Annotated in this window: 20 protein-coding genes; 13 read left to right on the top strand and 7 right to left on the bottom strand. The window is 73.1% G+C overall.

What is annotated here, in order from left to right:
- The first annotated feature begins 39 nt into the window (after nucleotides 1-39).
- From ACZ607_RS12945 to ACZ607_RS12910, 8 genes are read left to right on the top strand one after another with little or no spacing between them, the layout of a single operon-like run.
- A complete protein-coding gene (locus ACZ607_RS12945; protein ID WP_469734681.1) occupies nucleotides 40-804 on the top strand; it encodes an SDR family NAD(P)-dependent oxidoreductase in 765 nt (254 codons plus the stop codon).
- The gene (locus ACZ607_RS12940) at nucleotides 792-2,579 is read left to right on the top strand and encodes a heparinase II/III domain-containing protein (RefSeq protein WP_469734679.1); all 1,788 of its coding nucleotides are present in this window, start codon (nucleotides 792-794) and stop codon (nucleotides 2,577-2,579) included. The genes ACZ607_RS12945 and ACZ607_RS12940 overlap by 13 nt, the downstream gene beginning before the upstream one ends.
- Nucleotides 2,580-2,582: 3 nt before the next feature.
- Nucleotides 2,583-4,568, top strand: coding sequence for a hypothetical protein (locus ACZ607_RS12935; protein ID WP_469734677.1), 1,986 nt, complete (start codon nucleotides 2,583-2,585; stop codon nucleotides 4,566-4,568).
- 2 nt (nucleotides 4,569-4,570) lie between these two features.
- Nucleotides 4,571-5,173 (top strand): YesL family protein, encoded by a 603-nt coding sequence (locus ACZ607_RS12930; protein ID WP_469734675.1) that lies wholly within the window; start codon nucleotides 4,571-4,573, stop codon nucleotides 5,171-5,173.
- Nucleotides 5,170-6,249 carry a DUF1565 domain-containing protein gene (locus ACZ607_RS12925; RefSeq protein ID WP_469734673.1) on the top strand — a complete coding sequence of 360 codons (1,080 nt, stop codon included), beginning with the start codon at nucleotides 5,170-5,172 and terminating at the stop codon, nucleotides 6,247-6,249. The genes ACZ607_RS12930 and ACZ607_RS12925 overlap by 4 nt, the downstream gene beginning before the upstream one ends.
- A complete protein-coding gene (locus tag ACZ607_RS12920; RefSeq protein WP_469734672.1) occupies nucleotides 6,237-7,388 on the top strand; it encodes an SGNH/GDSL hydrolase family protein in 1,152 nt (383 codons plus the stop codon). Before ACZ607_RS12925 ends, ACZ607_RS12920 begins: the two co-directional genes overlap by 13 nt.
- Before the next feature lie 11 nt (nucleotides 7,389-7,399).
- A complete protein-coding gene (locus ACZ607_RS12915; RefSeq protein WP_469734670.1) occupies nucleotides 7,400-9,802 on the top strand; it encodes a polysaccharide lyase 8 family protein in 2,403 nt (800 codons plus the stop codon).
- A 4-nt stretch (nucleotides 9,803-9,806) separates the two neighbouring features.
- On the top strand, nucleotides 9,807-10,781 hold the full coding sequence (locus tag ACZ607_RS12910) for an acetylxylan esterase (protein WP_469734668.1): 975 nt from the start codon (nucleotides 9,807-9,809) through the stop codon (nucleotides 10,779-10,781).
- Between the two features lie 10 nt (nucleotides 10,782-10,791).
- Here ACZ607_RS12910 and ACZ607_RS12905 read toward each other — a convergent pair whose 3' ends face one another.
- Complete coding sequence (locus ACZ607_RS12905) at nucleotides 10,792-12,366, bottom strand: phytoene desaturase family protein (RefSeq protein WP_469734666.1); 1,575 nt, start codon at nucleotides 12,364-12,366, stop codon at nucleotides 10,792-10,794.
- A 151-nt stretch (nucleotides 12,367-12,517) separates the two neighbouring features.
- Between ACZ607_RS12905 and ACZ607_RS12900 the strand changes: the two genes are divergently transcribed.
- Nucleotides 12,518-13,144, top strand: a complete 627-nt coding sequence (locus tag ACZ607_RS12900) for a DinB family protein (protein ID WP_469734664.1) — start codon at nucleotides 12,518-12,520, stop codon at nucleotides 13,142-13,144.
- A 3-nt stretch (nucleotides 13,145-13,147) separates the two neighbouring features.
- On the opposite strand, the gene ACZ607_RS12895 is transcribed toward ACZ607_RS12900, so the two are convergent.
- Together ACZ607_RS12895 and ACZ607_RS12890 are read right to left on the bottom strand one after the other, a co-directional pair.
- On the bottom strand, nucleotides 13,148-15,400 hold the full coding sequence (locus ACZ607_RS12895; protein WP_469734662.1) for a serine/threonine-protein kinase: 2,253 nt from the start codon (nucleotides 15,398-15,400) through the stop codon (nucleotides 13,148-13,150).
- 35 nt (nucleotides 15,401-15,435) lie between these two features.
- The gene (locus ACZ607_RS12890; RefSeq protein ID WP_469734660.1) at nucleotides 15,436-16,326 is read right to left on the bottom strand and encodes an oxygenase MpaB family protein; all 891 of its coding nucleotides are present in this window, start codon (nucleotides 16,324-16,326) and stop codon (nucleotides 15,436-15,438) included.
- 157 nt (nucleotides 16,327-16,483) lie between these two features.
- Between ACZ607_RS12890 and ACZ607_RS12885 the strand changes: the two genes are divergently transcribed.
- Nucleotides 16,484-16,960 carry a hypothetical protein gene (locus tag ACZ607_RS12885; RefSeq protein ID WP_469734658.1) on the top strand — a complete coding sequence of 159 codons (477 nt, stop codon included), beginning with the start codon at nucleotides 16,484-16,486 and terminating at the stop codon, nucleotides 16,958-16,960.
- Between the two features lie 6 nt (nucleotides 16,961-16,966).
- On the opposite strand, the gene ACZ607_RS12880 is transcribed toward ACZ607_RS12885, so the two are convergent.
- Entirely contained in the window at nucleotides 16,967-18,124 is a 1,158-nt protein-coding gene (locus ACZ607_RS12880) for a methyltransferase (protein WP_469734656.1), read from the bottom strand.
- Between the two features lie 70 nt (nucleotides 18,125-18,194).
- Complete coding sequence (locus ACZ607_RS12875; protein ID WP_124278767.1) at nucleotides 18,195-18,407, bottom strand: hypothetical protein; 213 nt, start codon at nucleotides 18,405-18,407, stop codon at nucleotides 18,195-18,197.
- Between the two features lie 212 nt (nucleotides 18,408-18,619).
- Here ACZ607_RS12875 and ACZ607_RS12870 point away from each other — a divergent pair, with 212 nt between their 5' ends.
- The gene (locus ACZ607_RS12870) at nucleotides 18,620-19,441 is read left to right on the top strand and encodes an endonuclease I family protein (RefSeq protein ID WP_469734654.1); all 822 of its coding nucleotides are present in this window, start codon (nucleotides 18,620-18,622) and stop codon (nucleotides 19,439-19,441) included.
- Between the two features lie 30 nt (nucleotides 19,442-19,471).
- On the opposite strand, the gene glsA is transcribed toward ACZ607_RS12870, so the two are convergent.
- Entirely contained in the window at nucleotides 19,472-20,845 is a 1,374-nt protein-coding gene (gene glsA / locus ACZ607_RS12865; RefSeq protein ID WP_469734652.1) for a glutaminase A, read from the bottom strand.
- Nucleotides 20,846-21,082: 237 nt separating this feature from the next.
- Between glsA and ACZ607_RS12860 the strand changes: the two genes are divergently transcribed.
- The gene (locus ACZ607_RS12860) at nucleotides 21,083-22,198 is read left to right on the top strand and encodes a baeRF3 domain-containing protein (protein WP_469734651.1); all 1,116 of its coding nucleotides are present in this window, start codon (nucleotides 21,083-21,085) and stop codon (nucleotides 22,196-22,198) included.
- A 156-nt stretch (nucleotides 22,199-22,354) separates the two neighbouring features.
- Nucleotides 22,355-22,762 (top strand): hypothetical protein, encoded by a 408-nt coding sequence (locus ACZ607_RS12855; RefSeq protein WP_469734649.1) that lies wholly within the window; start codon nucleotides 22,355-22,357, stop codon nucleotides 22,760-22,762.
- Nucleotides 22,763-22,841: 79 nt separating this feature from the next.
- Here the strand turns inward: ACZ607_RS12855 and ACZ607_RS12850 are convergent, their stop codons facing one another.
- The gene (locus tag ACZ607_RS12850) at nucleotides 22,842-25,229 is read right to left on the bottom strand and encodes a phosphoketolase family protein (protein WP_469734648.1); all 2,388 of its coding nucleotides are present in this window, start codon (nucleotides 25,227-25,229) and stop codon (nucleotides 22,842-22,844) included.
- Between the last annotated feature and the right edge of the window lie 3 nt (nucleotides 25,230-25,232).

The following is a 25,232-nucleotide window of genomic DNA, read 5'->3' as shown; positions in this document are numbered from 1 at the left end:
CCGGCCCCCCGCGGGCCGGCCACCGAAAGGGCTTCACCCATGTCTGCTGATCTCACCGGCTCCCGCGCTCTCGTCACGGGGGCGGGGCACGGCATCGGCCGCGCCATCGCGATCGCCCTGGCCGAGGCCGGCGCCGATGTCGCCGTCCACTACCACTCCTCCGCCGACGAGGCGGCGGGGACCGTCTCCGCGATCGAGGCGCTGGGCCGCAGGGCCAAGGCGTTCCGGGCCGACGCGACGGTGACCGCCGAGGTGGACCTGCTGGTCGAGGAGGCCACCGGGTTCCTCGGCGGGCTCGACGTCCTCGTGTGCAACGCGGGCCACCTCATCGGCCGCGAGAAGATAGCGGAGATGTCCGACGACCACTTCGAGCGGGTCGTCTCCACCAATCTGACGTCGACGTTCCGCACGGTGCGGGCCGCCCTGCCGCATCTGACGCGGTCGTCCGCGGGACGCGTCATCACGATGTCGTCGCTGGCCGCGCACAACGGCGGCGGGCCCGGCTCGGTCGCGTACGCGGCGGCCAAGGCCGGCGTCCGGGGCTTCACCAAGGGCCTCGCGAAGGAGCTCGCCGGCACCGGGATCACCGTCAACACGGTCGCCCCCGGCTTCATCAAGGGCACCGCGTTCCACGACACCTTCACCGCCGCCCCGGCACAGGAGGCCATGGAGGCCGGCATCCCGGTCGGCCGGGCCGGCACCCCGGAGGACGTGGCCCACGCGGTCGTCCATCTGGCCTCGCCCGCCTCCGGTTTCCTGACCGCCACCACGGTGGACATCGACGGTGGCGTATGGCCGCGTTGAGGCGGATCCCCCGGGAGCGGGGCGGCTGGTGGCACGCGTACGTGTGCCCGGCGCACGGCGTGGAGCTCGATCACGGTGATCCGCTCGCCGGGGTCTTCCCGGAGGGCGGTGCACGGTGTGCGCACGGCTGCCGGGTGGACACTCCGGCGGTGCGCGGCGCGTGGGTGGTCCTGTCGCACCAGGCGTGGGCCAGGCATCTGCGGGTGCTCGCCCATCGGGGAGAGCGCGCGGAGACGGTGGCGCGGCTGGCCGAGTACGCCGGTGTGTACGCGTCGCTCGCCACGGAGCGGCACGGCGAGGCGCAGGGCTGGATGCTGCGCGGCCGGCTCTTCCACCAGGCGCTGACCGACGCCATCTGGGCGGTGAACATCGGGCACGCCGTGATCACGCTGGCGCAGGACGGTACGGAGGATCTGGCTCCGGTGCTGCCGCTGCTGGACGAGCTGGAGCAGGCGGCGCTGGAGGCGCGCGGCGTGCTGACGGGCCGGGGTGAGCTGGCGTCCAACTACACCGCCTGGCTGAACGCCGCCGGTGCCTCCGCGAGCCGTGCCGCTTCGGCGGCGCGCGGTCTGGAGTGGGACGGCGGCAAGCAGTGGCTGGAGGGTGAGCACGGGCTGTACGCGCATCTGCGGGTGGCCGTCGCCGAGGACGGGTGGGAGTGGGAGGGCAGCACCTACTACCACGGGTTCGTGCTGCGGGCGGCGCTGCTGGCGCTGCGCTCGACCGACCCGGCGGCGATCCCGTCCGACGTGGTCGGGGTGCTGGCCGGGATGACGGACGTACTGGCGGTGATCGCGACGGACGGCGGTATTCTGCCGGCCTTGCACGACGGCCCCTATCTGCGCCGGCCGCTGGCCCTGGAGTGGCTCGAACTGATCGCACTGGCACAGCAGTTGGTTCCGGCCGGCGGCTTGGAGGCGGTGGCGGCGCGGGCCCGGCAGGAGCTGGGGGCGTACGACGACGGACTCGATCGTGAGCTGGGCGGCTGGTTCGCGGGCCCGCCCCTCCCCCGACGCCCGGCACCGGACACGGTCGCCCTGTTCCCGTCGACGGGTTACGCGGTGGTGCGTGCGGCGGGCATCCACGCCCTGCTGGACTTCGGTCCGCACGGCGGGTCCCACGGGCACCGCGACAAACTGTCCCTCTATCTGTACGGCGACACGACCGCGTGGCAGCCGGACCCCGGTCAGGTGCCGTACGCCCACGCGGAGTTCCGGGAGCTGTACGCGTCCACCGAGGCGCATCCGGCGTTCCGGGTCGACGGCGCGGAGCAGGCGGAGTGCGCGGGCGCGCTCCTGGCCTCGGACGCCCGCGCGGTCACCGCCGAGGTCACCACGGCGTATGAGGGGGTGCGGGCGGTGCGCAGGGTCGTGGCGGGCGACTGCTACCTGGTGGATCTGCTCACCGTGACGGGCGGAAGGCCGCGCCGCGTCACCGGCCAGCTGCGTCCGGGGACGGCTCTGGACGTCCAGCACCAGGCCACCGGTCCCGTGCGCACCACCTGGTACGGCGACGAGACCCTGCACGGCTGGCACACGCACACCCCGGGGACGGAGGTCCGTCCGTTCTCGCGGCCGGGCCCCGGACCGGCCGACGATCCGCAGCGCACCCGCACCTGGGTCGACCTCACCGCGCGGGCGGATCGGGTCACGTTCGCCTCGGTGTACCAGGCGGCGTCCGCGGGCCCGGCGGTGACCGGGGTGCGGTTCGACGGCGAGGAGCTGACGGTGGAGCTGGCGGACGGTTCGGCCACGCGTTTCGGAACGGGGGTCTGACCCGTGCTGCTCTCCGCCACACCGCCGCCCGGGCCGCGCCCCGCGCAGGAGCTCCGTCTGCGGGAGGAGGCCGCCCGTCACCGCGGTCTCACCCCGCCCCGTACGCACCCCCTGGCCAGCATCACCTGGCTGGGGCCCGCCGCCTCCAATCCGGCGCTGGCGTACCGCGTCACCGGTGACCGCGCGCATCTGGACGAGAGCCGGCGCTGGATCGAGGCCGTGGTGCGGCTGCCGCACTGGGGCCGCGCCCATATGCCGGACCACGACCTGGACGCCGGCTGGCTGCTGCACCACCTCTCGCTCGCCCACCGGTGGATCGGTGACGAACTGCCGGAGGAGGTCGAGGCGATGCTCCGGTACAAGCTGCTGCTCCAGGGCCGCCGGATGTACGAGTTCGCGGTGGCGAGCGAGGGCAGCTGGTGGTCGTCGTCGTACTGGCAGAACCACAACTGGATCTGTTACGCGGGTCTGGCGACGGCCGGCTACGTGCTGGGCAAGGAGGAGTGGACCGAGCGCGCCAAGGACAACCTGGGCACGGTCCTGGACCTGATGCCACCGGACGGTTCGCATGCCGAGGGTGTCGTCTACTGGCGTTACGGCGTGCCGTTCCTGGCGGTCCATCTGGACCTGCTCCAGGAGGCGGAGGGTGTCGACTGGTGGGAGCGCGGCGGCTTCCTCCCCTCGACGTTCCGCTACCGGCTGCATCAGACGGCGCCGGGCTTCGCGTTCAACGTCGACCACGGCGACTGCCATGACCGGCGCAGCGGCCACAGCGCCGGTCTGTACTACCGCCTCGCGGCGCGGTACGGGATCGCGGAGGCCCAGTGGATGGGCGATCTCGCGTCGGGTGAACTGCTGTGGAAGGAGGCCTCGGAGAGCGGGGTGCGGCCGGGGATCCTGCCCGAGGCGTATCTGGAGTACCTCTGGTACGACCCGTCCGTACGGGCGGCCCCGCCCACGGAGACGCATGCGTTCTTCCCGGACCTCGGGCTGCTCGCGGCCCGTACGGGCTGGGACGACGACGCCACGCTGGTGTCGTTCAAGGCGAGTCCGGGCGGCGGTCGCACGGCGTGGGAGACCTCGGCGAAGCACCGGGCCGAGCGAGGGTGGGAGACCCTGAACCAGGGGCATCACCATCCCGATTCCGGCTCGTTCGTCCTGGTCTCGCAGGGCGAGTTCCTCGCCGTCGACGAGGGCTACAGCAACCGCAAGCGGGCGGCCCACCACAATCTCCTGCTGGTGGACGGGCAGGGGTACGCGGACGAGGACCGGTACCACGTCTACGAGGGCATCCCGTACGAACGGCAGGCCCGGCAGCGCGATGTGCTGGCCGACGCCGAGGGCGGCTGGGCGCACGCCACGGCTGAGATCGCCGCGATGTACGACGCCGGGCTCGGTGTCCGGCGGCTCGACCGGACGCTGGTGTTCACCCCGTCGGGACGGCTCGTCCTGCTCGATCTGGCCGAGGCGGAGGAACCGCGTGAATGGACGTTCCTGCTCCAGACCGACCGCCCGACGGAGCCCGGCCCCGAAGGCAGCCGGCTGATCAGATCGGGCGCGGCCACCGCGCTCGTACGCCGGTTCGCACCCCAGGACGCCTCGGTCACCTGCGAGGTCACCGAGGTGGAGGCCAACCCGACGTCCAGCACCCCGGAGCTGCGGCTGACCCGCACCCTGCACACGCTCCGCGCCACGACCGCGCCGTCCCGCGAAGGGCTCTTCCTGACCGCGCTCACCCCGGGCGGGGCACCGGGCGCCGAGCGGACCGCCTGCGCGGACGGGCACGGTGTCACCTTCACGGAGACCGGGGAGAGCGTCCTGCTGTCCCCCGTCGCCCGGCGGATCAGCTCGCCACGGGTGGACGCCGACGCCGCCGCCGTGCTCATCCGCGCCGGCTCGGCGCCGTACGTCGTGGGGTGCACACGGCTGGAACTGGACGGGGTCGTGCTCCTCGACGCGCCCGAGCCGTACACGGGAAAGGTCGGCTGACCATGCAGGCAATCCTCCCGTCCGGCGGGACGGCGCTGCTGCGCCGGCTGGAGTTCATCGCCTTTCCCGCCGTCGCCGGGGCCGCGTGCACCGTGCTGTCCCTGGGTGTCGTGACGTGGCTGCCCGCGCTGGCCGCGATGGGGCACGCCCTCCAGCTCTGGCGTACGGAGGGGGACAGCCGGGTGTTCGTGAACACCTTCGCCGCGTTCACCCGGTACGGGCGCGCGCTGTGGCTCCACGGGCTGCTCTCCACGGTGGCGGCGTCGGTCCTCGCGGCGAACATCGTGTATCTGGTGGGGCGTCCGGAGCCCTGGACCTTCGTCGTGCTCGCGGCCCAGGTGGGCATCGCCGCCGCTCTCGTCGTCCATCACATCGCCCTGGCGGCCGAGGCGGGCCGGTCGCCGGGCGGTTCGGTCCGCGCCTGGTCGGCCGGTGCGCTCGCGCTCGCCTTCGGGTCCCCGGCCCGGGGCACCGCGCTGCTCGGCGCTGCCGTCTCCGCCGTGCTGCTCCCGCTCGTCGTACCGCTGGGGCCGCTGCTGCTGGGCCCCAGTGTCCCCGTACTGCTCGCTCTGTCCTTCGCCGATCCCAGGAGGCACACCCCATGAGGCGTTTACCGCGTACCGTCCTCGTCGCCGCGCTCGCCGCCGGCGTCCCGCTCCTGCTCGCCCCGCCCTCGCCGGCCGTCGAGGCGGCCACCGCGTACTACGTCTCGCCGTCCGGGAGCGATTCCGCCTCCGGTACGTCGGCGGAGGCGCCGCTCGCCACGATCCAGAAGGCCCTCGACCTGGCGCCCACCGGGGCGGTGGTGCACCTCGCGGCGGGTACGTACCGGCAGGACGTGGTCACCACGCGCCCCGGTGTCACGGTCACCGGGCCGGCGAACGCCGTGGTGAAGGGCGCGGGTGACAGCAGGATCATCCAGGTGCGGCACGACTCGACGACGCTGAGCGGCTTCACGGTCGACGGACTGCACGGCTCGGCCGACGACGTCGCCGGCTACCGCGCCAAGCTGATCTACGTCATGAGCACCACCCCGGGCAACGGGGTGGGCGCCCTGCACATCACCAGGATGACGCTGAGGAACGCGGCGGACGAGTGCCTGCGGCTGCGCTATCTGGTCACGGGCGCCGAGGTGGACGGCAACACCATCACCGACTGCGGGGTCGCCGACTTCAAGTTCGGCGGGGGCGGCAAGAACGGCGAGGGGATCTACCTCGGTACGGCGCCCGAGCAGCAGGGCGCCAACGGCGCGCCGGACGCGGCGGCCGACGTCAGCAGGAACAACCGCATCCACCACAACACCATCGTCACCCGGGGCAACGAGTGCGTGGACGTGAAGGAGAACTCGACCGCCAACTACGTCGAGTACAACGACTGCAGCGGACAGAGGGACGCGAGCTCCGGCGGGCTGGACGCCCGTGGCAGCGGCAACGTCTTCCGCTACAACACCGTGCACGACAACGTGGGCGCGGGTGTCCGTCTCGGAGGTGACACCGCGACCGACGGCACCGGCACGAGCGTGTACGGGAACACGATCACCGGCAACGCGGGCGGTGGTGTCAAGTTCATGCGCACCCCGCAGGGCCCGGTGTGCGCCAACACGATGAGCGGCAACACCGGCGGCGACGCGGTCGGCACCTACGGCGGCGAGCACGACCCGACCGGCGCGTGCCCGCGGTGACCGCCCGGGGGCCCGCGAGACGCGGGGTGCTGACGGCCACGGTCGCGGGGGTGGCGGCGGCCGCGGCGACGGTTCCGCAGGCCCGGGCGGCGCAGTCGAAGGAAGCCCACACGGCCTGGGCCACGTCCTGGGCGACCGCGCAGACCGCGCCGACCGACGCGGACACGGTGGCGGCCGCCGGACTGACCGACGGGGTGTGCACCGCGACCGTGCGGCTCTCCGCCGGCGGCCGGGTGCGCCTGAGGTACGGGCATGCCTTCGGGACCGTACCGGTGCTGGTCGGTCCGGTGACCGCCGGCGGGCGGGCGGTGACGTTCGGCGGGCGGCGGCAAGCGTGGCTGGCCGCGGGAGCGTCCCTGACCAGCGACCCGGTCGACGGGCTGCGTGCTCCGGACGGGTCGGCGCTGACGGTGGAGACCCGGCTGCCCGGTCCCACCGGTCCGTTGTCCTTCCACCGGAACACGCATGCGTCGCACCGTGTCGACGGGGCGCGCACCACCTCGGTGTTCCTCCTGACGGGCGTCGAGGTGACGGGCGCCCGGGGGCCCGTCGTGGCCGTGCTGGGCGACTCCGTCGCGGAGGGCGTCGGCACACCCGACGACGCCGATCTGCGCTGGCCGGACCAGCTGGCCCGGCGGCTGCCCGGTTCGGCGGTCGCCAACCTCGGGATCAGCGGCAACAGACTGCTGCTGGACGACGCCCGGTACGGGCCCGGCGGCCAGGCGCGCTTCGACCGCGATGTCCTGTCGCTGCCCGGTCTGCGCACCGTGCTGGTCCAGCTCGGCGTCAACGACCTCCAGCAGCCGCCCGTTCAGCCGGACTCCTCGCTCGTGCTGGCCGGCTACCGCCAGCTGGTGCTGCGGGCCAGGAGCGCGGGGCTGAGGACCGTCGGCGCGACCATCACCCCGTTCGAGGGCTGGGTCCGCTGGACCCCTGCGGCCGACGAGGTGAGGCAGCGGATCAACCGCGCCGTGCGCACCGGCCACCTGTTCGACGCCGTCGCCGACTTCGACGCGGCGCTGCGCGACCCCGCACGCCCGTCACGTCTGCGGCCCGCCTTCGACAGCGGTGACGGCCTGCATCCCGACCCGTCCGGTCACGCCGCGCTCGCCGGCGCCGTCGACCGCCGACACCTGTGAGGACCCCAACCATGCGACCGGACACCGGCACCACACGCCGCACCGTCCTGGCCGGAGCGGCGGCGCTCGGCGCGGCCGTCACCCTGCCCCTGACCCTTACCCCTGGGACCGCCCACGCCGCCGCCGGTGACGCCGCCGCGCTGCGCGCCCGCTGGCACACCCTGCTGACCGGAGGTCCCGGTCTCGACCTCGCGGACGAGCGGATCGCGGCGGCCGTGGCCCGGACCGGCAGGGCCGCCACCACCGCCGCCAAGGGGCTCGACCCCTCCCGTACCGACGGGCTGTTCGAGGATCTCACCAGCACGACGCTCTCCAACCACGTCACCACCTCGTTCAAGCGCCTCGCCACGATCGCCACCGCCTGGGCGATGCCCGGCACCCCGCAGCACGGCGACACCTCCCTGCGCGACCTGCTGCTCGCGGGCCTCGACTGGATGCTGACGAACCGTTACGGCCCCGGGCACACCCGCTTCGACAACGACTGGGACTGGGAGATCGGCTCGGCCCTCGCCCTCAACGACGCGGCCGTCCTGCTGTACGACGCACTCGGTGCGGACCGGCTGGGGCGCGTCACCACCGCGGTGCGGCACTACACCCCCGACCCCGACCTGTGGCGCGCCGACCGCCAGATCGCCACCGGCGCCAACCGGGTGTGGGTCTCCACCGTGGTCGCCGTCAACGCGGTGCTCCGTGACGACGGGGACGCCCTGGGCACGGTGCGTGACGCTCTTTCGGACGTCGAGGGTGGGAGTGCCAACAGCGTCCTGGCCTTCAACGACGGTACGGACGGGCCCTCGGGCACGGGAGAGGGCTTCTACGCGGACGGCTCGTTCCTGCAGCACTACAAGCATCCGTACAACGGGGGCTACGGGAAGGAGCTGCTCAACAGTCTCTCCCGGTTGCTGAATCTGCTCGCCGGCACGGACTGGGCGGTCACCGACCCCGCCCTCGACAACGTTCGCGGCTGGATCGTCGACGGTTTCGACCCGCTGCTGGTGCGCGGCGACGTGATGGCCTCGGTGTGCGGGCGCGAGATCGCACGCCCCAGCAAGCAGGGCCACGCCTCCGCGCAGACCGTCGTGGAGGCGGTGCTGCGGCTGATCCCGGGCTTCCCCGGTGAGACGGGCGAGGTGTTCACCTCGCTGGTCAAGCAGTGGATCGCCGAGGACACCTACCGGGACTTCCTCGCGGTGACCGACCCCGCGTCCCTCGTCGCCGCGTTGCGGGTCCTCGACTCGCCCGTCCCGGCGCGCGGTCCGCTGGTCACCCACAAGCAGCACCCCCGGATGGACAAGGCGGCGCACCACCGGCCGTCGTTCGCCCTGGGCGTCTCGGCGTACTCGAGCCGGATCTACACCTACGAGTCGATCCAGAACGAGAACCTGCACGGCTGGCACCTGTCCGACGGCATGGTCCTCCTGTACACGGACGACCTCGGGCACTACAGCGAGGACTACTGGCCCACCGTCGACCCCACCCGGCTGCCGGGCACCACGGTCGTCGCAGGCCGGCCGGCGGACGCCGCGGGCCAGCGCACGACGAGCACCGCCGACTGGGCGGGCGGCACCGCGCTGGCCGGCACGACGCTCGGCGCGTACGGCATGGAGCTGCGGGCGTACGGGAGCACGCTGCGCGCGCTGAAGAGCTGGTTCTGCCTGGACGACGTGATCGCGTGCGTGGGGTCGGGCATCGACGCGGACACGGGCGCCGTGGAGACCGTCGTCGAGAACCGCAAACTGCGTGACCCGGCGGCGCCCCTGCTCGTCGACGGCGTCCCCGCCCCCGGTGCCACGGACTGGTCGGCGCGGCTCGGCGGGGTCCGCTGGCTGCACCTCGAAGGGACCGGGGGCTATGTCTTCCCCGAGCCGGCCGACCTGCGCGCTCTGCGTGAGGAGCGCACGGCGACCTGGCGGGAGATCAACCTCAAGTACGGTACGGACACCCCGGTCACCCGCCCCTATCTGACGCTGTGGCAGGACCACGGCGAGGCGCCCTCCGGTGCCGGCTACTTCTGGCTCCAGGCTCCGGCGGCCTCGGCGGCGCGGACCCGGCAGTGGGCGGCGGCGCCTCCGGTGGAGCCGGTCTCCCGCTCGACGGCCGTGCACGCGGTGCGCCGCCTCTCCGACGGGCTGCTCGCCGCGAACTTCTGGGGCGCCGGCACCGCGCGGGAACTGACCTGCGACGGGCCCGCCTCGGTGCTGGTGCGCCCGGAGGGCAGGACGGTCACGGTCGCCCTGTCCGATCCGACGCAGCTGCGGTCCTCGGTGGTGCTGGACCTGGACCTGCCCGGCCTCACCGTCGCCACGGCGGACCCCGGTGTCCGTACCGCCGTCACGGGCCGGGGGCTGCGGATCACCGCGGACACGGCGGGCCTGCACGGCGCCACCCTCGGCCTCACCCTGAAGAGGAGCTAGACCCTTGCTGTTCGACATGCCCTTGGAGAAGTTGCGTGCGTACCGGCCCGAGCCGGAGGAGCCCGCCGACTTCGACGCGTTCTGGGAGAAGACGCTCGGCGAGAGCGCGCGCCACGGTCTGGACGCCTCCTTCGTGCCGTACGACGCCGGGTTCGCGACCGTCGACGTGTACGACGTGACGTTCGGCGGCTGGGGCGGGCAGCCGGTGAAGGCATGGCTGATGCTGCCGCGCGTCCGCTCGGGGCCGCTGCCCGCCGTGGTGCAGTACATCGGGTACAACGGCGGGCGCGGAGTGCCGTACGCGTGGCTGACGTGGAGCGCGCTCGGCTACGCCCACCTGGTGATGGACAACCGGGGGCAGGGCGGCGGCGGCAAGAACACGTCGGACACCCCGGACCTCGACCCGGACGGTCATGGCTCCTCCTCCCCCGGCTTCCTCACCCGGGGCATCGAGGACCCTTACCGGCACTACTACCGGCGGCTCGTCACCGACGCCGTGCGCGCGGTCGACGCGGTGCGGGCGCACGAGGCCGTGGATCCCTCGCGGGTCGCGGTGCTCGGCGGCAGCCAGGGAGGCGGCCTCGCGCTGGCGGTCGCCGGACTGCGCGACGACGTGGCGGCGGCCGTGGCCGACGTGCCGTTCCTCTGCCACTTCCGGCGCGGCTCTCAGATCACCGACTCGGGTCCGTACGCGGAGATCGCCCGCTGGCTGTCCGGCCACCGCTTCCGGGTCGAGGAGGCGATGGAGACCCTCTCCTACTTCGACGGGGTCAACTTCGCGGCGCGGGCGACGGCTCCGGCGTGGTTCTCGGTGGGGCTGATGGACCGGATCTGCCCGTCGTCGACGGTGTTCGCCGCGTACCACGCGTACGCGGGACCGGCCGAGCTGGAGGTGTTCCCGTACAACGGCCACGAGGGCGGCGCGGAGTACGACCTGCCGCGCAAGATCGGGGCGCTGCGCGGGGTGTTCGGCCGCTAGCGGTGGGGCGTCACCGGCCCAGTGCCGCCATCGCGGCGTTGTGGCCGGGCACCCCGCTGACCCCGCCGCCGCGCACCGCGCCCGCACCGCACAGCAGGACGTTGGCGTGGGCGGTCTCCACGCCCCAGCGGCCCGTCTCCCCGGTGGCGTACGGGAAGGAGAGGTCCCGGTGGAAGATGTGACCGCCGGGGAGCCTCAGGTCGCGCTCCAGGTCGAGGGGGGTCTTCGCCTCGATGCACGGACGGCCGTCGGCGTCGAGGGCCAGGCAGTCGGTGAGGGGTTCCTCCAGGTGGGCGTCGAGCTGGGCCAGGGTGGCCGACAGCAGGGCTTCGCGCGCCGTCTCGTTGTCCTCCGCGAAGAGCCTGGCGGGGGTGTGCAGGCCGAACAGGGTGAGGGTCTGGTAGCCGCGTGACGCGAGGTCGGGTCCGAGGATCGACGGGTCGGTCAGGGAGTGGCAGTAGATCTCCGAGGGCGGGGCGGAGGGCAGGCGGCCGGCCGCGGCCTCCTGGTAGGCGGTGGCCAGTTGGCCGTATCCCTCGGCGATGTGGAACGTCCCGGCGAACGCCCGGTGCGGGTCGACGGAGCGGTCACGCAGCCTCGGCAGCCGGGTGAGCAGCATGTTCACCTTCAGCTGGGCGCCTTCGGCGGGGGCGGGCGGCTCCTCGCCGAGGAGCTCGGCCAGCGCCCGGGGCGAGGCGTTGACCAGGACCCGGCGTGCGCCGACGACGTGCTCTCCCTCGGGTGAGCGGACGGTGACCTCGGCCTGGGTGCCGTCGGTCTCGATACGGGTCGCCTCGTGCAGCACGCGGATCTCGGCGCCCGCCGCCCGCGCGGCTCCGGCCAGGGCGTCGGTGAGCGCGCCCATGCCGCCGACCGGGACGTCCCAGTCCCCCGTGGAGTTGCCGATCACGTGGTAGAGGAAGCAGCGGTTCTGGAGCAGGGACGGGTCGTGGGCGTCGGCGAAGGTGCCGATCAGCGCGTCGGTGAGCACGACTCCGCGGACGAGGTCGTCGGTGAAGTTCTTCTCGACGGCGACGCCGATGGGCTCCTCGAACAGCATGCGCCAGGCGTCGGCGTCGGCCACGCGCGCCCGCAGCTCGTCGCGGGCCGGAAGCGGTTCGGTGAGGGTGGGGAACACCCGCTCGGCGACCCGGCCCGTCATCGCGTAGAACCGCTGCCAGGCCTCGTACTCCCGGCCGTCGCCGGTGAGCGCGGCGAAGGAGTCCCGGGTGCCGTCGCCGCCGACGAGCAGCCCGGTGGACCGGCCGCCGCGCACGGCCGGGGTGTACGAGGAGACGGTGCGCTTGCGTACGGCGAAGTCGAGGCCGAGCTCGCGGACGATCTTCTGCGGGAGGAGCGAGACGAGGTAGGAGTAGCGGGAGAGCCGGGCGTCGATCCCCTCGAAGGGGCGCGTCGACACGGCGGCTCCGCCGGTGCCGCCGAGACGTTCCAGGACGAGTACGGACTGCCCGGCACGGGCCAGATAGGCGGCGGCGACCAGGCCGTTGTGGCCGCCGCCGACAATCACCGTGTCGTAGGCGGCGTGCGCGGGGGCACCGGGTGAGGACGTCTCGTCTGCGGGCATGCCCCTTCGTAACACGGGATGATCGTCTCTGGACAGGGGGCGCGGTTCGTGGCGCACGGAAGGGGCGCCGGAAATCCGGTGGGGGTCCGGCGGCGCGTGTGGCAAGGTGCTGCCCCTACCGCGTCGTCCCGCGCCCGGCACTGGAGCCTCCATGAACACGCCTGCCCGTCTGGCCCCGTTGCTCGACCAGTTCGACCAGGCACGCGAGCGGCTCACCGGCCGGCTCGCGGGCCCGTTCGTGGACAGCGGCAACGGCACGGACGTGGAGGTTCCCCCGCTGACCGACGAGGAGTACCTGTGGGAGCCGGTGCCGGGCTGCTGGTCGGTCCGCCGCCGGGGCGGAGGGCCCGGCCCGGGGGCGACCGCCCTGACAGGCGCGGGAGCGTGGGGGCGCGACACCGCGCCGCACCCGCATCCTTCGCCGCCGCCCTTCACCACCCTCGCGTGGCGTCTGAGCCATCTCAGCGAGCTGCTGGCGCTGCGTGCCGACCACACGGCGGGGAGCCACAGCCTCACCCGGGACGACTACCGCCCGGTGGGTGACGCGGCGGGAGCCCTCGCGGACTTCGGCGCCTCGGCGGACGCGTGGCGCGCGGCGCTGCTCGGCGCCGACGACGCGGCACTCGACACCGTCGGGTACAGCTCGTACCCGCACGGCAGCGACCCGGAGGATCCGTTCCTGGAGATCGTGTGGTGGGTCAACCAGGAGCTGTTGCACCACGGGGCGGAGATCGCGCTGCTGCGCGACCTCTACCGCGTGCGGGGCGGCCTGGCCTGACGGTCAGTGGGGTGGCGCCGCGCGCTGCCGGCGCAGGTCGGCGACCCTCCGGTAGAGGTCCACGGCCTCCGTGCTGCGGCCGAGCTGTTCCAGGCAGTGCGCCTCGTCGTTGCGGCCGGCGAGGGTGTCGGGGTGGTCGGCGCCCAGCACCCGTTCGCGGACGCCGGCCACCGTACGGTAGTCGGTGAGCGCCTCGGACCAGCGGCCGAGCCAGCCCAGTCCCACGGCCACCTCGCGGCGGCTGACGAGGGTGTCGGGGTGGTCGGGTCCGAGGGTGCGTTCCCGGATCGCGCAGACCTCGCGTGCCTCTTCGAGCGCCTCCTCCCAGCGCGCCATCCGCCCCAGGTTGACGCCGAGTCCGTGCCGGGCGCGCAGCGTCTCGGGGTGGGTGGGGCCGCAGGCCCGGGTGCGGTCGGCGACCAGGGCGCGGTAGAGCTCCATGGCCTCGGCGCTGCGGCCCAGTCTGCCGAGGCTGATGCCCACCTCGTAGCGCGCGGCGAGGGTGTCGGGGTGGTCCGCGCCGAGGGTGGCGGCGCGGCCCCCCGCCACCTCGCGGTAGGTCTGCAGGGCCTCGGTCCAGCGGTCCAGCCGGCCCAGGGTGTACGCCACTTCGTACAGGGTGACCAGGGTGTCCGGGTGTGTCGCGCCGAGCAGCCGGGCGCGGGCGTCCGCCACCTCGCGGGCCATGCGGTACGAGTCCTCCGGACGGCCGAGCCTGCTGAGGTTGAAGGCGAGGTTGTGCCGGCAGCGCAGGGTGTCGGGGTGGTCGGGGCCCATGGAGCGCTCCCGCGAGGCGAGCACCGCGGCGTAGACCTGGTGGGCCTCGAAGTGCCGGCCGAGCTGCCCCAGGACGTACGCCGTCTCCTGCCGGGCGGCGAGGGTCTCGGGGTGATCGGGGCCCAGGGTGTGCGCACGGCCGTCGGCGACCCGGCCGAACTCACGCAGGGCGTCCTCGGCCCGGCCGGTGCGGCTGAGGGTGAAGGCGACCTCGTACCTGCTGGCGAGGGTGTCGGGGTGGGCGGGGCCGAGGACGCGCTCCCGCTCGGCGGCGACCGCGCGGTGTACGTCGCCGGCCTCCTCCCAGTGCCCCAGCCGGCCCAGGTTGAGCCCGGCGCTGTGCCGGCCTGCCAGGGTGGCCAGCAGCTCGGGCGGCGGCGTGGGGCGGCCGGCTCCCCCGGGCGTGAGGCCGTCGGCGGGGGCGCGGCCGGTCGCGGTGGTCCACGCCCCGGTCAGTGCCGTCGCCTGGTCGATGGCGGCCGTGCCCGGGTCCGTGGCACCGACGGCCTTGTGACCGGCGGTCATGTCGCGCGTCCAGGAGGGCAGTCGGTACTCCCTGCCTCCGGCGGGGTGCTGGACCGGGACGGGCGGGGCGAGCCGGACCCGCCCGATCTCCGGCTGCCCGCCGGTCCGCCCGAGCGTGATGCGCCGGCGCAGGTCACCGGCGTCGGCCGGACGTTCGCCGGGCGTCTTGGCCAGCAGGTCAAGGACGACCTCGTCGAAGAAGCTGGGCAGTTCGGAGCGGTGGGTGCGCGGCGGCTCGGGAACGGTGTCGCGGTGCCCGACGAGCACGGCCCAGGCGTCGTCCATGTCGAACGGCGGTACCCCGGTGGCGATCTCGTACAGCACGCAGCCGAGCGAGTAGAGGTCGCTGCGGTGGTCGACGTCTCCTCCGCTGATCTGCTCGGGCGACATGTAGTGCGGGGTGCCCATGGCGATGCCGGTACCCGTGAGCCGGGAGGTGAAGCCGATGTCGTGGCCGAGCCTCGCGATGCCGAAGTCGCAGATCTTCACGGCCCCGTCGTCCAGGCGCATGATGTTCGCGGGTTTGAGGTCGCGGTGCACGATGCCCTGCTGGTGGGTGTAGCCGAGGGCGTCGGCCACCTGTTCGGCGATGTCGACGACGTCCTCCACCGGCAGGGGGTGCTGCTTGTTGTCCTCCAGGAGCTGGCTGAGGTTGCGCCCCTCCAGGAGTTCCATCACCAGGTAGAGGACGCCGTCGGACTCCCCGAAGTCGTGGACGACGGTGACTCCGCGGTGCTGGAGTGCCGCGGCCACCCGCGCCTCACGCCGGAAGCGCTCGCGCAGGACGCGGGTGAAGGCCTGGTCGTGCTGCGGCCCCATCGGTTTGAGGCATTTGACGGCCACCTGGCGGCCCAGCGACTCGTCGCGCGCCCGCCACACCTCGCCCATGCCTCCGCGCCCGATCATGTCGAGCAGCCGGTACCGGCTCTGGATCAGCCTGGTGGTGTCCGCCATCGCCTGTTGTCGCCCCCGTATGCTCCGCTGCCCCGCTACCGCTGCTGCGCCCTCCCCGGCCCGTCCAGTATGGCTGCCTGTCTGCGGAGTTTGTACGGGGCGGGGCGGCTCCCGGGGCCGAGCCGGGCCATGGCCTTCACGATGTGCCCGGGCGGCAGGCGCCAGCGGAGGCGGGAGGGGATGGCGCGCAGGACGGTTCCCGTGATGCGCAGCCGGCGGTCGACCGCCGCGGGAGGCGGCGCGGCTCTGCCGTACAGCTCATGGGCGTACGCGGGCAGGGAGTCGTAGGCGAGCGCGGCCACGCGCCTCCAGAGCAGGGCGCGGGCCGGTGTCAGCAGGGCGGGGACGGGCGGGTCGCGCAGGAAGTCGTCGACGTCCGACGCCTCGGGGCCCGCGGCGAGCTGGTCCCTGACCCGGTCGAAGTAGGCGGCGAGGGCGGCGGCCGTGGCGGGGACGTCCGCCGGGTCCAGGCCGACGAGCCGGGCGCTCTCCCGCTGCTCGTCGACGTAACGGTCGGCCTGGGCGTCGGTGAGCGGGTAGCCGGAGCGGCGCTCGACCTGGAGGTAGGAGTCGACCTCGGCGCAGTGGACCCAGAGCAGCAGCCCGGGCTCGTCGACGCCGTACACCTCGCCGGTCTCCGGGTCGGTGGCCTTGAGCAGCCGGTGGATCTTGCGTACGCGCGCCCCGCACCTCTCGGCGGCCTCCGTGGGGTCGTAGGTGAGCGTGCCCACGAAGTCGGCCGTACGCAGCAGACGCCCCCAGGCGTCCTGGCGGAAGTCGCTGTTCTGCATGACCCCGCGGACGGCGCGCGGGTGGAGCGCCTGGAGGTACAGGGCCCGGACGCCGGCCACCCACATCATGGGGTCGCCGTGCATCTGCCAGGTGACGGAGCGGGGACCGAACAGCCCGGGGTCCGGATCGTTCATCGGCTCGTCCCTTCCGTTCGGCGGCGGAACCGGGGCCCGGGGGCCGGGGTCGTCGTACGGGCGCGGTCCTGCCGGGAGGACGGTGACTCGTAGGATGACGTCCCGGCGCAGTTACATGCATACCGCAACCGCGCGCGTTCCGGGGAGGGGTGGGGCCGTGCCCAGATGGGGACTGGTGGTGGAGGAGAACCGCGGGTACGGCCGGCATGCGCGGACGTGGTCGGTGGAGGTCCTGGGCCAGGTGGAGGGGACGCGCGAGGAGGCGCTCGCGGCGCTCCGGCTGCTGGCCGAGCGGTTCGAACCGTTCCATCCCGCTGAGCCGAGACGCCGGGAGCTGTACCGGGAGGCGAACGGTTTCCTGCTGGTCGCCCATGGGAAGTGGCAGCCCTTCCACTGCCGGTTCTCGGTGGCCGAGCAGCTGTACGACAGCGCCGCCCCCGCCCCCGCCGCGCCGCCGGCCGAGGCGCAGGAACCCTCCCCGCCCGCCGGCCGGGAGGAGCCCGGGGCGAAGGCGCCCGCTCCGCCAAGGGCTGCGGAGCCCCGGCCGACGGCGCCGGAGCCCGGTCCCCCGCCCGCCTGGGACGCGCAGGTGCCGGAGGTGCCGTCCTGGCTCGGCCGGGACGACCTCTCCTGACGCGGGTCAGCGCTTGACGGCCCGCAGCACCACGAACTTCGGGTCCCCGGCGACGGTGACGCAGTTGCCGAAGATCCGGCGCAGCTGGGTGTGGTAGCCGAGGTGCCGGTTGCCGACGACCCAGAGCTCCCCGCCCTGGCGCAGCGCGGCACGCGCCCCGGCGAACATGTCCCGGGCCGTGGCGTCGGTGACCGCCTGGTGCGAGTGGAACGGCGGGTTGCACAGGACCAGGTCCACGCCGGCCCGGGGAAGGTCCGCCGTCCCGTCGCCGACCACGAACTCGGCCTTGGCGTCGGCTCCGGCGTTGTCGTGGAAGGTCGCCTCGGCGGAGGCGACCGCCTGGTAGGACTCGTCGACGAAGGTGACCGTGGCGTCGGGGTTGGCGAGCGCGGCTGCTGTGCCGAGTACGCCGTTCCCGCAGCCGAGGTCGACGACGCGGTCGGGTCCCGTCCGCCGCGGGAGGTGCTTCAGGAAGAAGCGGGTGCCGATGTCGAGGCGTTCGGCGCAGAAGATCCCGGCGTGGTTGGTGACCGTGCGGCCGGAGACCACGCCGACGTCGTCGGGCAGTGCGTAGCGGCGGGGCCAGGGGCTGGGGGTCCTGGGCAGGGCCGGGTCCGGGGTGCAGAAGATGAGCCGTGCCTTCTTCACCGCGAGGGAGGTGCGGGTGGGACCGATGATCCGCTCGAACAGCTTGAGGGTGGAGGTGTGGATCTCCTTCACCATGCCGGTGCCGATGACCACGGTCCCGGCGTGCACGGCGGGCGCGAGCCTGTGGAGCTGGTCCTCCAGCAGCGCGAGGCTCTTGGGCACCCGTACGAGCAGGAGGTCGACGCGCTCCGGCGGGGTGTCGCGCACCGAGAGCATGCGCACGGCGTCGGGGGCGGCTCCGTTGCGTGCCAGGTTGGCCTCGGTGGCCCGCCGCGCAAGGTACGAGTCGGTGATCTGTACGGGGCTGTGCGCGGCCAGCACGGTGGCGAGGGCGCCCCAGCGGTCGCCGACCACGGCCACGGTGCCGGACGGACGGACCGGCTCGCTCCCCTCCGCCCCCTCCAGCCGCCGCAGCAGGTACTCGTCGGCGGCGTCCCACGCGCGGAACGGGTCGCGGGGGTTCTCGGGATGGCGGGCGAGATCGAATTCGCCCTGTGACGTCGTCAAACGGTTCATATTGAGTTCAGGCTAACCGAGGGGCGGGGAGCGCCGGGCACGCTCCCCGCCCCGGGGATGGTCCCGCGTCCTAGGGGAGCCGCTTGTCCATGGCGGACCGGCCTTCCTCGGACAGCCTGCGCTGTGCCCATTCAAGGCTCTCGGGGGTGAGATCCCGCCCGGAGGCGAGCACCAGGTCCTCCGCGGTGGGCTGATCGCCGGCCCCGGTGTGCAGCAGACGGTCAGGGGTCACCCCCCGCACTTCCGGCACGGATACGGATACGGATTCGGACTCTTCGCTCATACCGCCTCCTCGTCCTTGCGGCAATTCTCGCGCCGGGGCGACATCCCCGCATCCGATGCCCCGGAGCCCCCGGAAGACGTGTCACTTGACTTGCACATGATGAATACGCAACGTTCACACGACCGGCACCGTGCGTGTGGAAGGCTCCCGACCGAGCAGTCAACGTCCGGCCTCCACGACCCCGTTCTGCAGCCCCGGAAAGGACACCCCACATGTCCAGCCGTCGCCGTTTCTACGCGCGTCCACTACTCGCGACAGCCGCCTCGGTCGTCGTCCTCACCGGCGTCGCGGCCACCGCGCCCGCCGCCACCCCCACGTCGTCCGGCCAGGCGTCCCCGGCCGCCGCGCTCGACGACACCTACTACCAGGACGCCCTGGGCAAGACGGGCTCCGCGCTCAAGAGCTCGCTGCACACGATCATCAGCGAACAGACCAAGCTCTCGTACAGCCAGGTCTGGGACGCGCTCAAGGCGACCGACGAGGACCCGGCCAACTCCTCCAACGTGATCCTCCTCTACACCGGCCGCTCCCAGGCCAAGAGCGAGAACGGGGGCGACACCGGCGACTGGAACCGGGAGCACGTCTGGGCCAAGTCCCATGGCGACTTCGGTACCGCGACCGGCCCCGGCACCGACATCCACCACCTGCGCCCCGAGGACGTCCAGGTCAACTCCATCCGCGGCAACAAGGACTTCGACAACGGCGGCAGCGCCGTCTCGGGGGCGCCCGGCAACTTCAGCGACGGCGACTCCTTCGAACCGCGCGACGCGGTCAAGGGTGATGTCGCCCGGATGATCCTCTACATGGCGGTGCGGTACGAGGGTGACGACGCCTTCGCCGACCTGGAGCCGAACGACAGCGTGAGCAACGGGTCGGCTCCGAACATCGGGCGGCTCTCGGTGCTGAAGCAGTGGAGCCAGGAGGACCCGCCGGACAGCTTCGAGCAGAACCGCAACCAGGTCATATTCGACCGGTTCCAGCACAACCGGAACCCGTTCATCGACCACCCCGAGTGGGTCGAGGCCATCTGGTAGCACCGGCCGGGAGCCGCCGGGATCCGGCGATCACGCCCGGGGATCCGGCGGCTCACCCCGGTCCGCCAGGGTCTGCGCGCAGCGCTCGGCAGCCTCCTCGACGGAGCCGAAGCGCGGCAGGTCCTGCCCGGTCCGCTCCCGGAGCAGGTCCGCCGGCCCCAGGCGGCCGCCCGGGTCGACGACGGCCGCGCTCCGTCCGTCCCGGGCGAGCCGGGACAGCCCGGCGTGCAGCAGCGAGAGGGCGAGGGAGTCGACGCCGGTCACCTCGCGCAGGTCGAGCACCACCGGACCGGGCGGCTCCCCACCCGACTCGTCCAGGGCGTGAAGCACCCGCTCGGCCGCGGTGAAGTCGAGCGCGCCCTGGGCGGCCACGACGCCCACGCGCTCGCGCAGCGCGCGCCCGCGGCGGCCGGACGGCGCCGAGGGCAGCACATCGGCGGTGGTGACCAGCGTGACGGTGGAGCCGGGCAGCGCAGGATTCCGCATGAGATGCAGCCCGAAGCGTTCCGAGAGTGCGGCGAGCGCCGCGTGGCCGCGTACCGACGTGCCCGTCGCGTCCAGCAGCGGGCTGTAGGCGGCCAGCCCGAAGCGGGCGGGTCCTGCGGCGATCAGCCCGCCGGACACCCCGCTCTTCGCGGGCAGCCCGACCCTCAGCAGCCAGTCGCCGGAGGAGTCGTACATCCCGCAGGTGGCCATGACGGCGAGGACCTGCGCGGCGACCTCCGGGGAGACGACCCGCTCCCCGGTGACCGGATTGACGCCGCCGTGCGCCAGGGTCGCGGCCATCACGGCGAGGTCGAGGGCGGTGACCCGCACCGCGCACTGCCGGAAGTAGGTGTCGACGGCCGCCACCGGGTCGACGGGCAGGGTGCCGGTGCTGCGGATCAGATAGGCGAGCGCCCGGTTACGGTCCCCCGTCGCGGCCTCGGAGCCGTACACCTCCTCGTCGACGTCCAGCCTCCGTCCGGCGAACCGGCTCAGGCAGACCAGGATGCGCCGGAACGCGGGAGCCTCACGGGTGTCGGGGACCAGGGCCGTGGTGACGATGGCCCCCGCGTTGACCATCGCGTTGGCCGGCCGCCCGGTGCCGTGCTCGAGGCTGATGGCGTTGAAGGCCTCGCCGCTCGGTTCGGCGCCCACCCAGCGGGTGACCTCGTCGAGGCCGAGCGAGGCCAGCGCCAGGGCGTAGACGAAGGGTTTGGAGACCGACTGCAGGGTGAAAGGGGTGTCGGCGGCGCCCGCCCCGTAGGAGTGCCCGTCCATGCTGACGAGGGCGAGCCCGAAGTCGTCGGGCGCGGCCCTGGCCAACTCCGGGATGTAGTCGGCCGGCTGTCCTTCGCGCAGGACGGCGAACCGGCCGTGGAGCTCGCGCAGCGTGTCCGTGACGGCGTCCGACGCGCTCACCGTGCCGCCTCCGGATGCCGTACGGGACGCCCCTCGGCACCCGCGAGGGGCGAGCCCTCCCCGGTGGGCGTGGACATCGCGGCTACCTCCGGAGGAGTGAAGGGCAAACTCGCCCAATAATTCGCTCAATAATTCGCCCATATTAGGATCAAAAGGTATGAATTGACTCGTTGGGCGACCGCTCCGCGCCTGAGGGCGGCCCAGCACCGCGGACCCCGAACCCTCCGGGAGGGAACGATGGATACGGACGCCCTGACGCCCGGCCTGCTGCAGGAACTTCGCGCGAACCGGCCCTACCCGGCCCTGTCGCTGACGATGCCGACCCACCGACGCGCGCCGGACAACGCCCAGGACGCCGTACGGCTGCGGAACCTCGTGGCCGAGGCCGGCAACCGGCTGGACGCCGACCCCCGGGTGTCCCACGAGACCGGGGCCGCGGTGAAGGCGCAGCTCGACCGCGCGGTGGCCGAGGTGGATCAGCGTCGCGCCCTCGAATCCCTCGTCATCCTGGCGGGCCCCGACGAGTACCAGATCTGGCAACTGCCGCGCACCGCCCCCGAACGGGTGGTCCTGAGCGACAGCTACCTCACCCGCAACCTGGTCGCGGCGAAGGCCGGGGCCCAGCTGTTCCGGGTGCTGACCGTGTCCGCCGAGCACGCGACGCTCTGGTCGGGCACGAACGAGGTGCTGCGCACGGAGGACGGGCACGGTTTTCCGCTGAAGCCCCCGCACGAGAACTTCGATCCGGAGCGTCAGGCCCGCAGCGGCGGCGCCCCGAGCATCTACTCCAGCGAGGACACCCGCAGCTTCTTCCGCGCCGTCGACGGCAAGCTGCGGACCGTGCAGGCCGCCGACCCGCGACCGCTGTTCCTGGTCGGGCTGCCGCAGGCGCTCTCCCTGCTCGAGGACGTCGGGGAGTGCGCCAGGTCCGCCGTCTGCAAGGTGCCCAAGGGAACGACGGCGGAGACGACCGCGCCCGAGCTGGCCGCCGAGCTGAAGGCCGCCCTGGACGACTGGCACGCGCAGAAGGACGCCGCCGTCCGGAACAGGCTCGACACCGCTCTCGGCGCGAAGACCTTCACGAGCGGCCTCGACGAGGTCTGGACCGCCGCCGGGGAGGGCCGCGTCGCCGTCGTCGCGGTCGAGGAGCACTTCCAGCGGACGGTCAGGGTCAGCGACAACCACCTGCAGCCCGTGGATCCGGCGGACGTGGCACCGGGGGACGACGAGGTCCGCGAGGACATCGTGGACGAGCTCATCGAGACGGTCCTGGACAACGGCGGCGAGGTGGTGTTCGTCGCCGACGACTCCCTCGCCGGCCACGGCAGGATCGCGGCCGCCCTGCGCTTCTGAACACGCACCCCCCGACCACACGCCTCGCACTCCGTGCGCTCCTCACCGCGTGTCTCTACGTGAGGATTATGTGAATTATGTCTAGGTTTGGCGCTCTCAAGTCGATCTCACCGCGTTGATCGCACCGATCACGTCGTGCACGAAGGAGAGCCATTCATGGACCGATTCAGGCGCGCGTCGGCGGCCGCCCTGCTGACAGCGGTGGCGCTGGCCGGCGCGGTGGGCGGCGCCGCGGCATCGTCGGATGTCCCCGCGCCGCCGTCCAGGGAGCGCGCGCAGGACCTGGCGACGCGGCCGGCCCTCTCCGCCCACGCGACCGCGCGCTCCGTGGTGGCCTGGGAGGAGTTCCGTATCCACGGCTCCGCCCGCAACATCGGCGCCGGCACCCGGGTCACCCTTCAGCAGAAGCAGGGCAAGCGCTGGGTGTCCCTGCCCGCCACGATGCGGACGGCCCGCAGCGGCGAGTACACCCTGCGGGTGAAGCTCGGCATGAAGGGCGAGAACGCCCTGCGGATCGTCGGCGGCGGGGCCGTCTCCCCGGTCGTCCGCACCAGCGTGGGCTGAGCGCCCGCCTCTCCCGCCCCACGCACTCCGGCCGGCCCGCGAAGAAGCGGGCCGGCCGGAGGGCGTCGCGCCGGGAACGTCAGCCCTCCCAGGTCCAGTCGGCCACCTCGGGCAGGTCCGTCCCGTGTTCCCGGATCCAGTCGTGGTGGCGGGTGCGTACGTCCGCCATGGCCTGCCGTACGGCGACGGCGCGGACCCCCAGCCCGGGCACCCGGTCGATCACGTCCATGACGAGCCGGTAGCGGTCCAGGTCGTTGCGGACCACCATGTCGAACGGCGTGGTGGTGGTCCCCTCCTCCTTGTAGCCCCGGACGTGCAGATGGGCGTGGCCCGCGCGCCGGTACGCCAGGCGGTGCACCAGCCACGGGTAGCCGTGGTAGGCGAAGATCACCGGCTTGTCCCGGGTGAAAAGCGCGTCGTACTCGGCGTCCGGCATGCCGTGCGGGTGCTCCGAGTGGGGCAGCAGCCGGGTCATGTCGACGACGTTGACCACGCGTACGGCGAGCTCCGGAAGATGACGCCGCAGCAGTCCGGCCGCGGCGACGGTCTCCAGGGTGGGTACGTCCCCGGCGCAGGCCAGGACGACATCGGGCTCACGGCCGCCGTCCTCGGTGCCGGCCCACTCCCACACCCCGGCTCCCCGGGCGCAGTGCGCGCGGGCCTCGTCGAGGGTGAGCCAGTCGAAGCCGGGCTGTTTGCCGGCGACGATCACATTGACGTAGTCACGGCTGCGCAGCACATGGTCCGCGGTGGACAGCAGGGTGTTGGCGTCCGGTGGCAGATAGACCCGGACGACCTCGGGGCTCTTGTTGAGGATGTGGTCGACGAAGCCGGGGTCCTGGTGCGAGAAGCCGTTGTGGTCCTGGCGCCAGACGTGCGAGGTGAGCAGGTAGTTGAGGGAGGCGATGGGCGCCCGCCAGTGCAGCCGGCGCGAGGTGCGCAGCCACTTGATGTGCTGGTTGACCATCGAGTCGACGATGTGGGCGAACGCCTCGTACGAGGAGAACAGCCCGTGCCGGCCCGTGAGGAGGTATCCCTCCAGCCAGCCCTGGCAGAGGTGCTCCGAGAGCACCTCCATGACCCGGCCGTCGCGGGCCAGATGCTCGTCGGTCGGGAGCACCTCGGCCTGCCAGGCCTTGCCGGTGGCTTCGTAGAGGGCACCCAGCCGGTTGGACTCGGTCTCGTCGGGGCCGACCACCCGGAAGTTCCGGCGCCCGGCGGTGGCCGCCATGACGTCCCGCAGCAGTCCGCCCAGGACCTTGGTGGGTTCGTGCAGGACGGTGCCCGGGGTGTCGACCCGCACCGCGTGGTCCTCCAGCGGAGGGACGGGCAGGTCGCTCAGGAGCTGTCCGCCGTTGGCGTACGGCGTCGAGCCGAGGCGGGCGGCGCCCTCGGGGACGCACTCCAGGACCTGGGCGGTGGGCCGGCCCTCGGAGTCGAAGAGTTCCTCGGGCCGGTAGGAGCGCATCCACTCCTCCAGCTGGCGCAGATGGCCGGGATCGTCCCGGACGCCGGGCAGCGGGACCTGGTGGGCGCGCCAGGTGTTCTCGACGGGGAGCCCGTCCACCTCCTCGGGGCCCGTCCAGCCCTTGGGGGTGCGCAGGACGATCATCGGCCAGCGGGGCCGTACGGACGCGCCCCCGGAGCGGGCGGCACGCTGGTACGCGTCGATGCGGTCCACGGCGAGGTCGAGGGCGGCGGCCAGCGCGCGGTGGACCGTGGCGGGGTCGTCCCCTTCGACGTACAGGGGGTCGTGGCCGTATCCGCGCAGCAGTGCGTCGAGTTCGTCCTCGGGCAGCCGGGCGAGGACCGTCGGGTTGGCGATCTTGTATCCGTTGAGATGGAGGATCGGCAGGACGGCCCCGTCGTGCACGGGGTCGAGGAACTTGTTCGAGTGCCAGGAGGCGGCCAGCGGTCCCGTCTCGGCCTCTCCGTCGCCGACGACGCAGGCGACGAGCAGCTCGGGGTGGTCGAAGGCGGCGCCGTAGGCGTGGGTGAGCGAGTACCCCAGTTCGCCGCCCTCGTGGATGGAACCGGGGGTCTCCGGGGCGACGTGGCTGGGCACACCGCCGGGGAAGGAGAACTGCTTGAACAGGGCTCCCATTCCGGCGCGGTCGCGGCTGACGTCGGGGTACGTCTCCGAGTAGCTGCCCTCCAGCCAGGCGTTGGCGAGGACGGCGGGACCGCCGTGGCCCGGCCCCCAGACGCAGAGGGCCGGCCGGTCCCGCGTTCTGATGATCCGGTTGAGATGGGTGTGGACGAGGTTCAGCCCGGGCGAGGTGCCCCAGTGTCCGAGCAGCCGCGGTTTGATGTGCTCGGGGGCGAGCGGCTCCTCCAGCAGGGGGTTGGCCATCAGGTAGATCTGGCCGACCGCGAGGTAGTTGGCGGCGCGCCAGTGCGCGTCGAGCGCTTCGGTCTCGGCGTCGGTCAGGGCGGAGGCCCCGGGCGGTATGCGGGCGTCGGTCATGAA

Source organism: Streptomyces sp. NPDC104381 (assembly GCF_055583745.1).
Note: the sequence above shows the minus strand (reverse complement) of the source record. Positions and strands in the feature narration are given on the sequence as shown.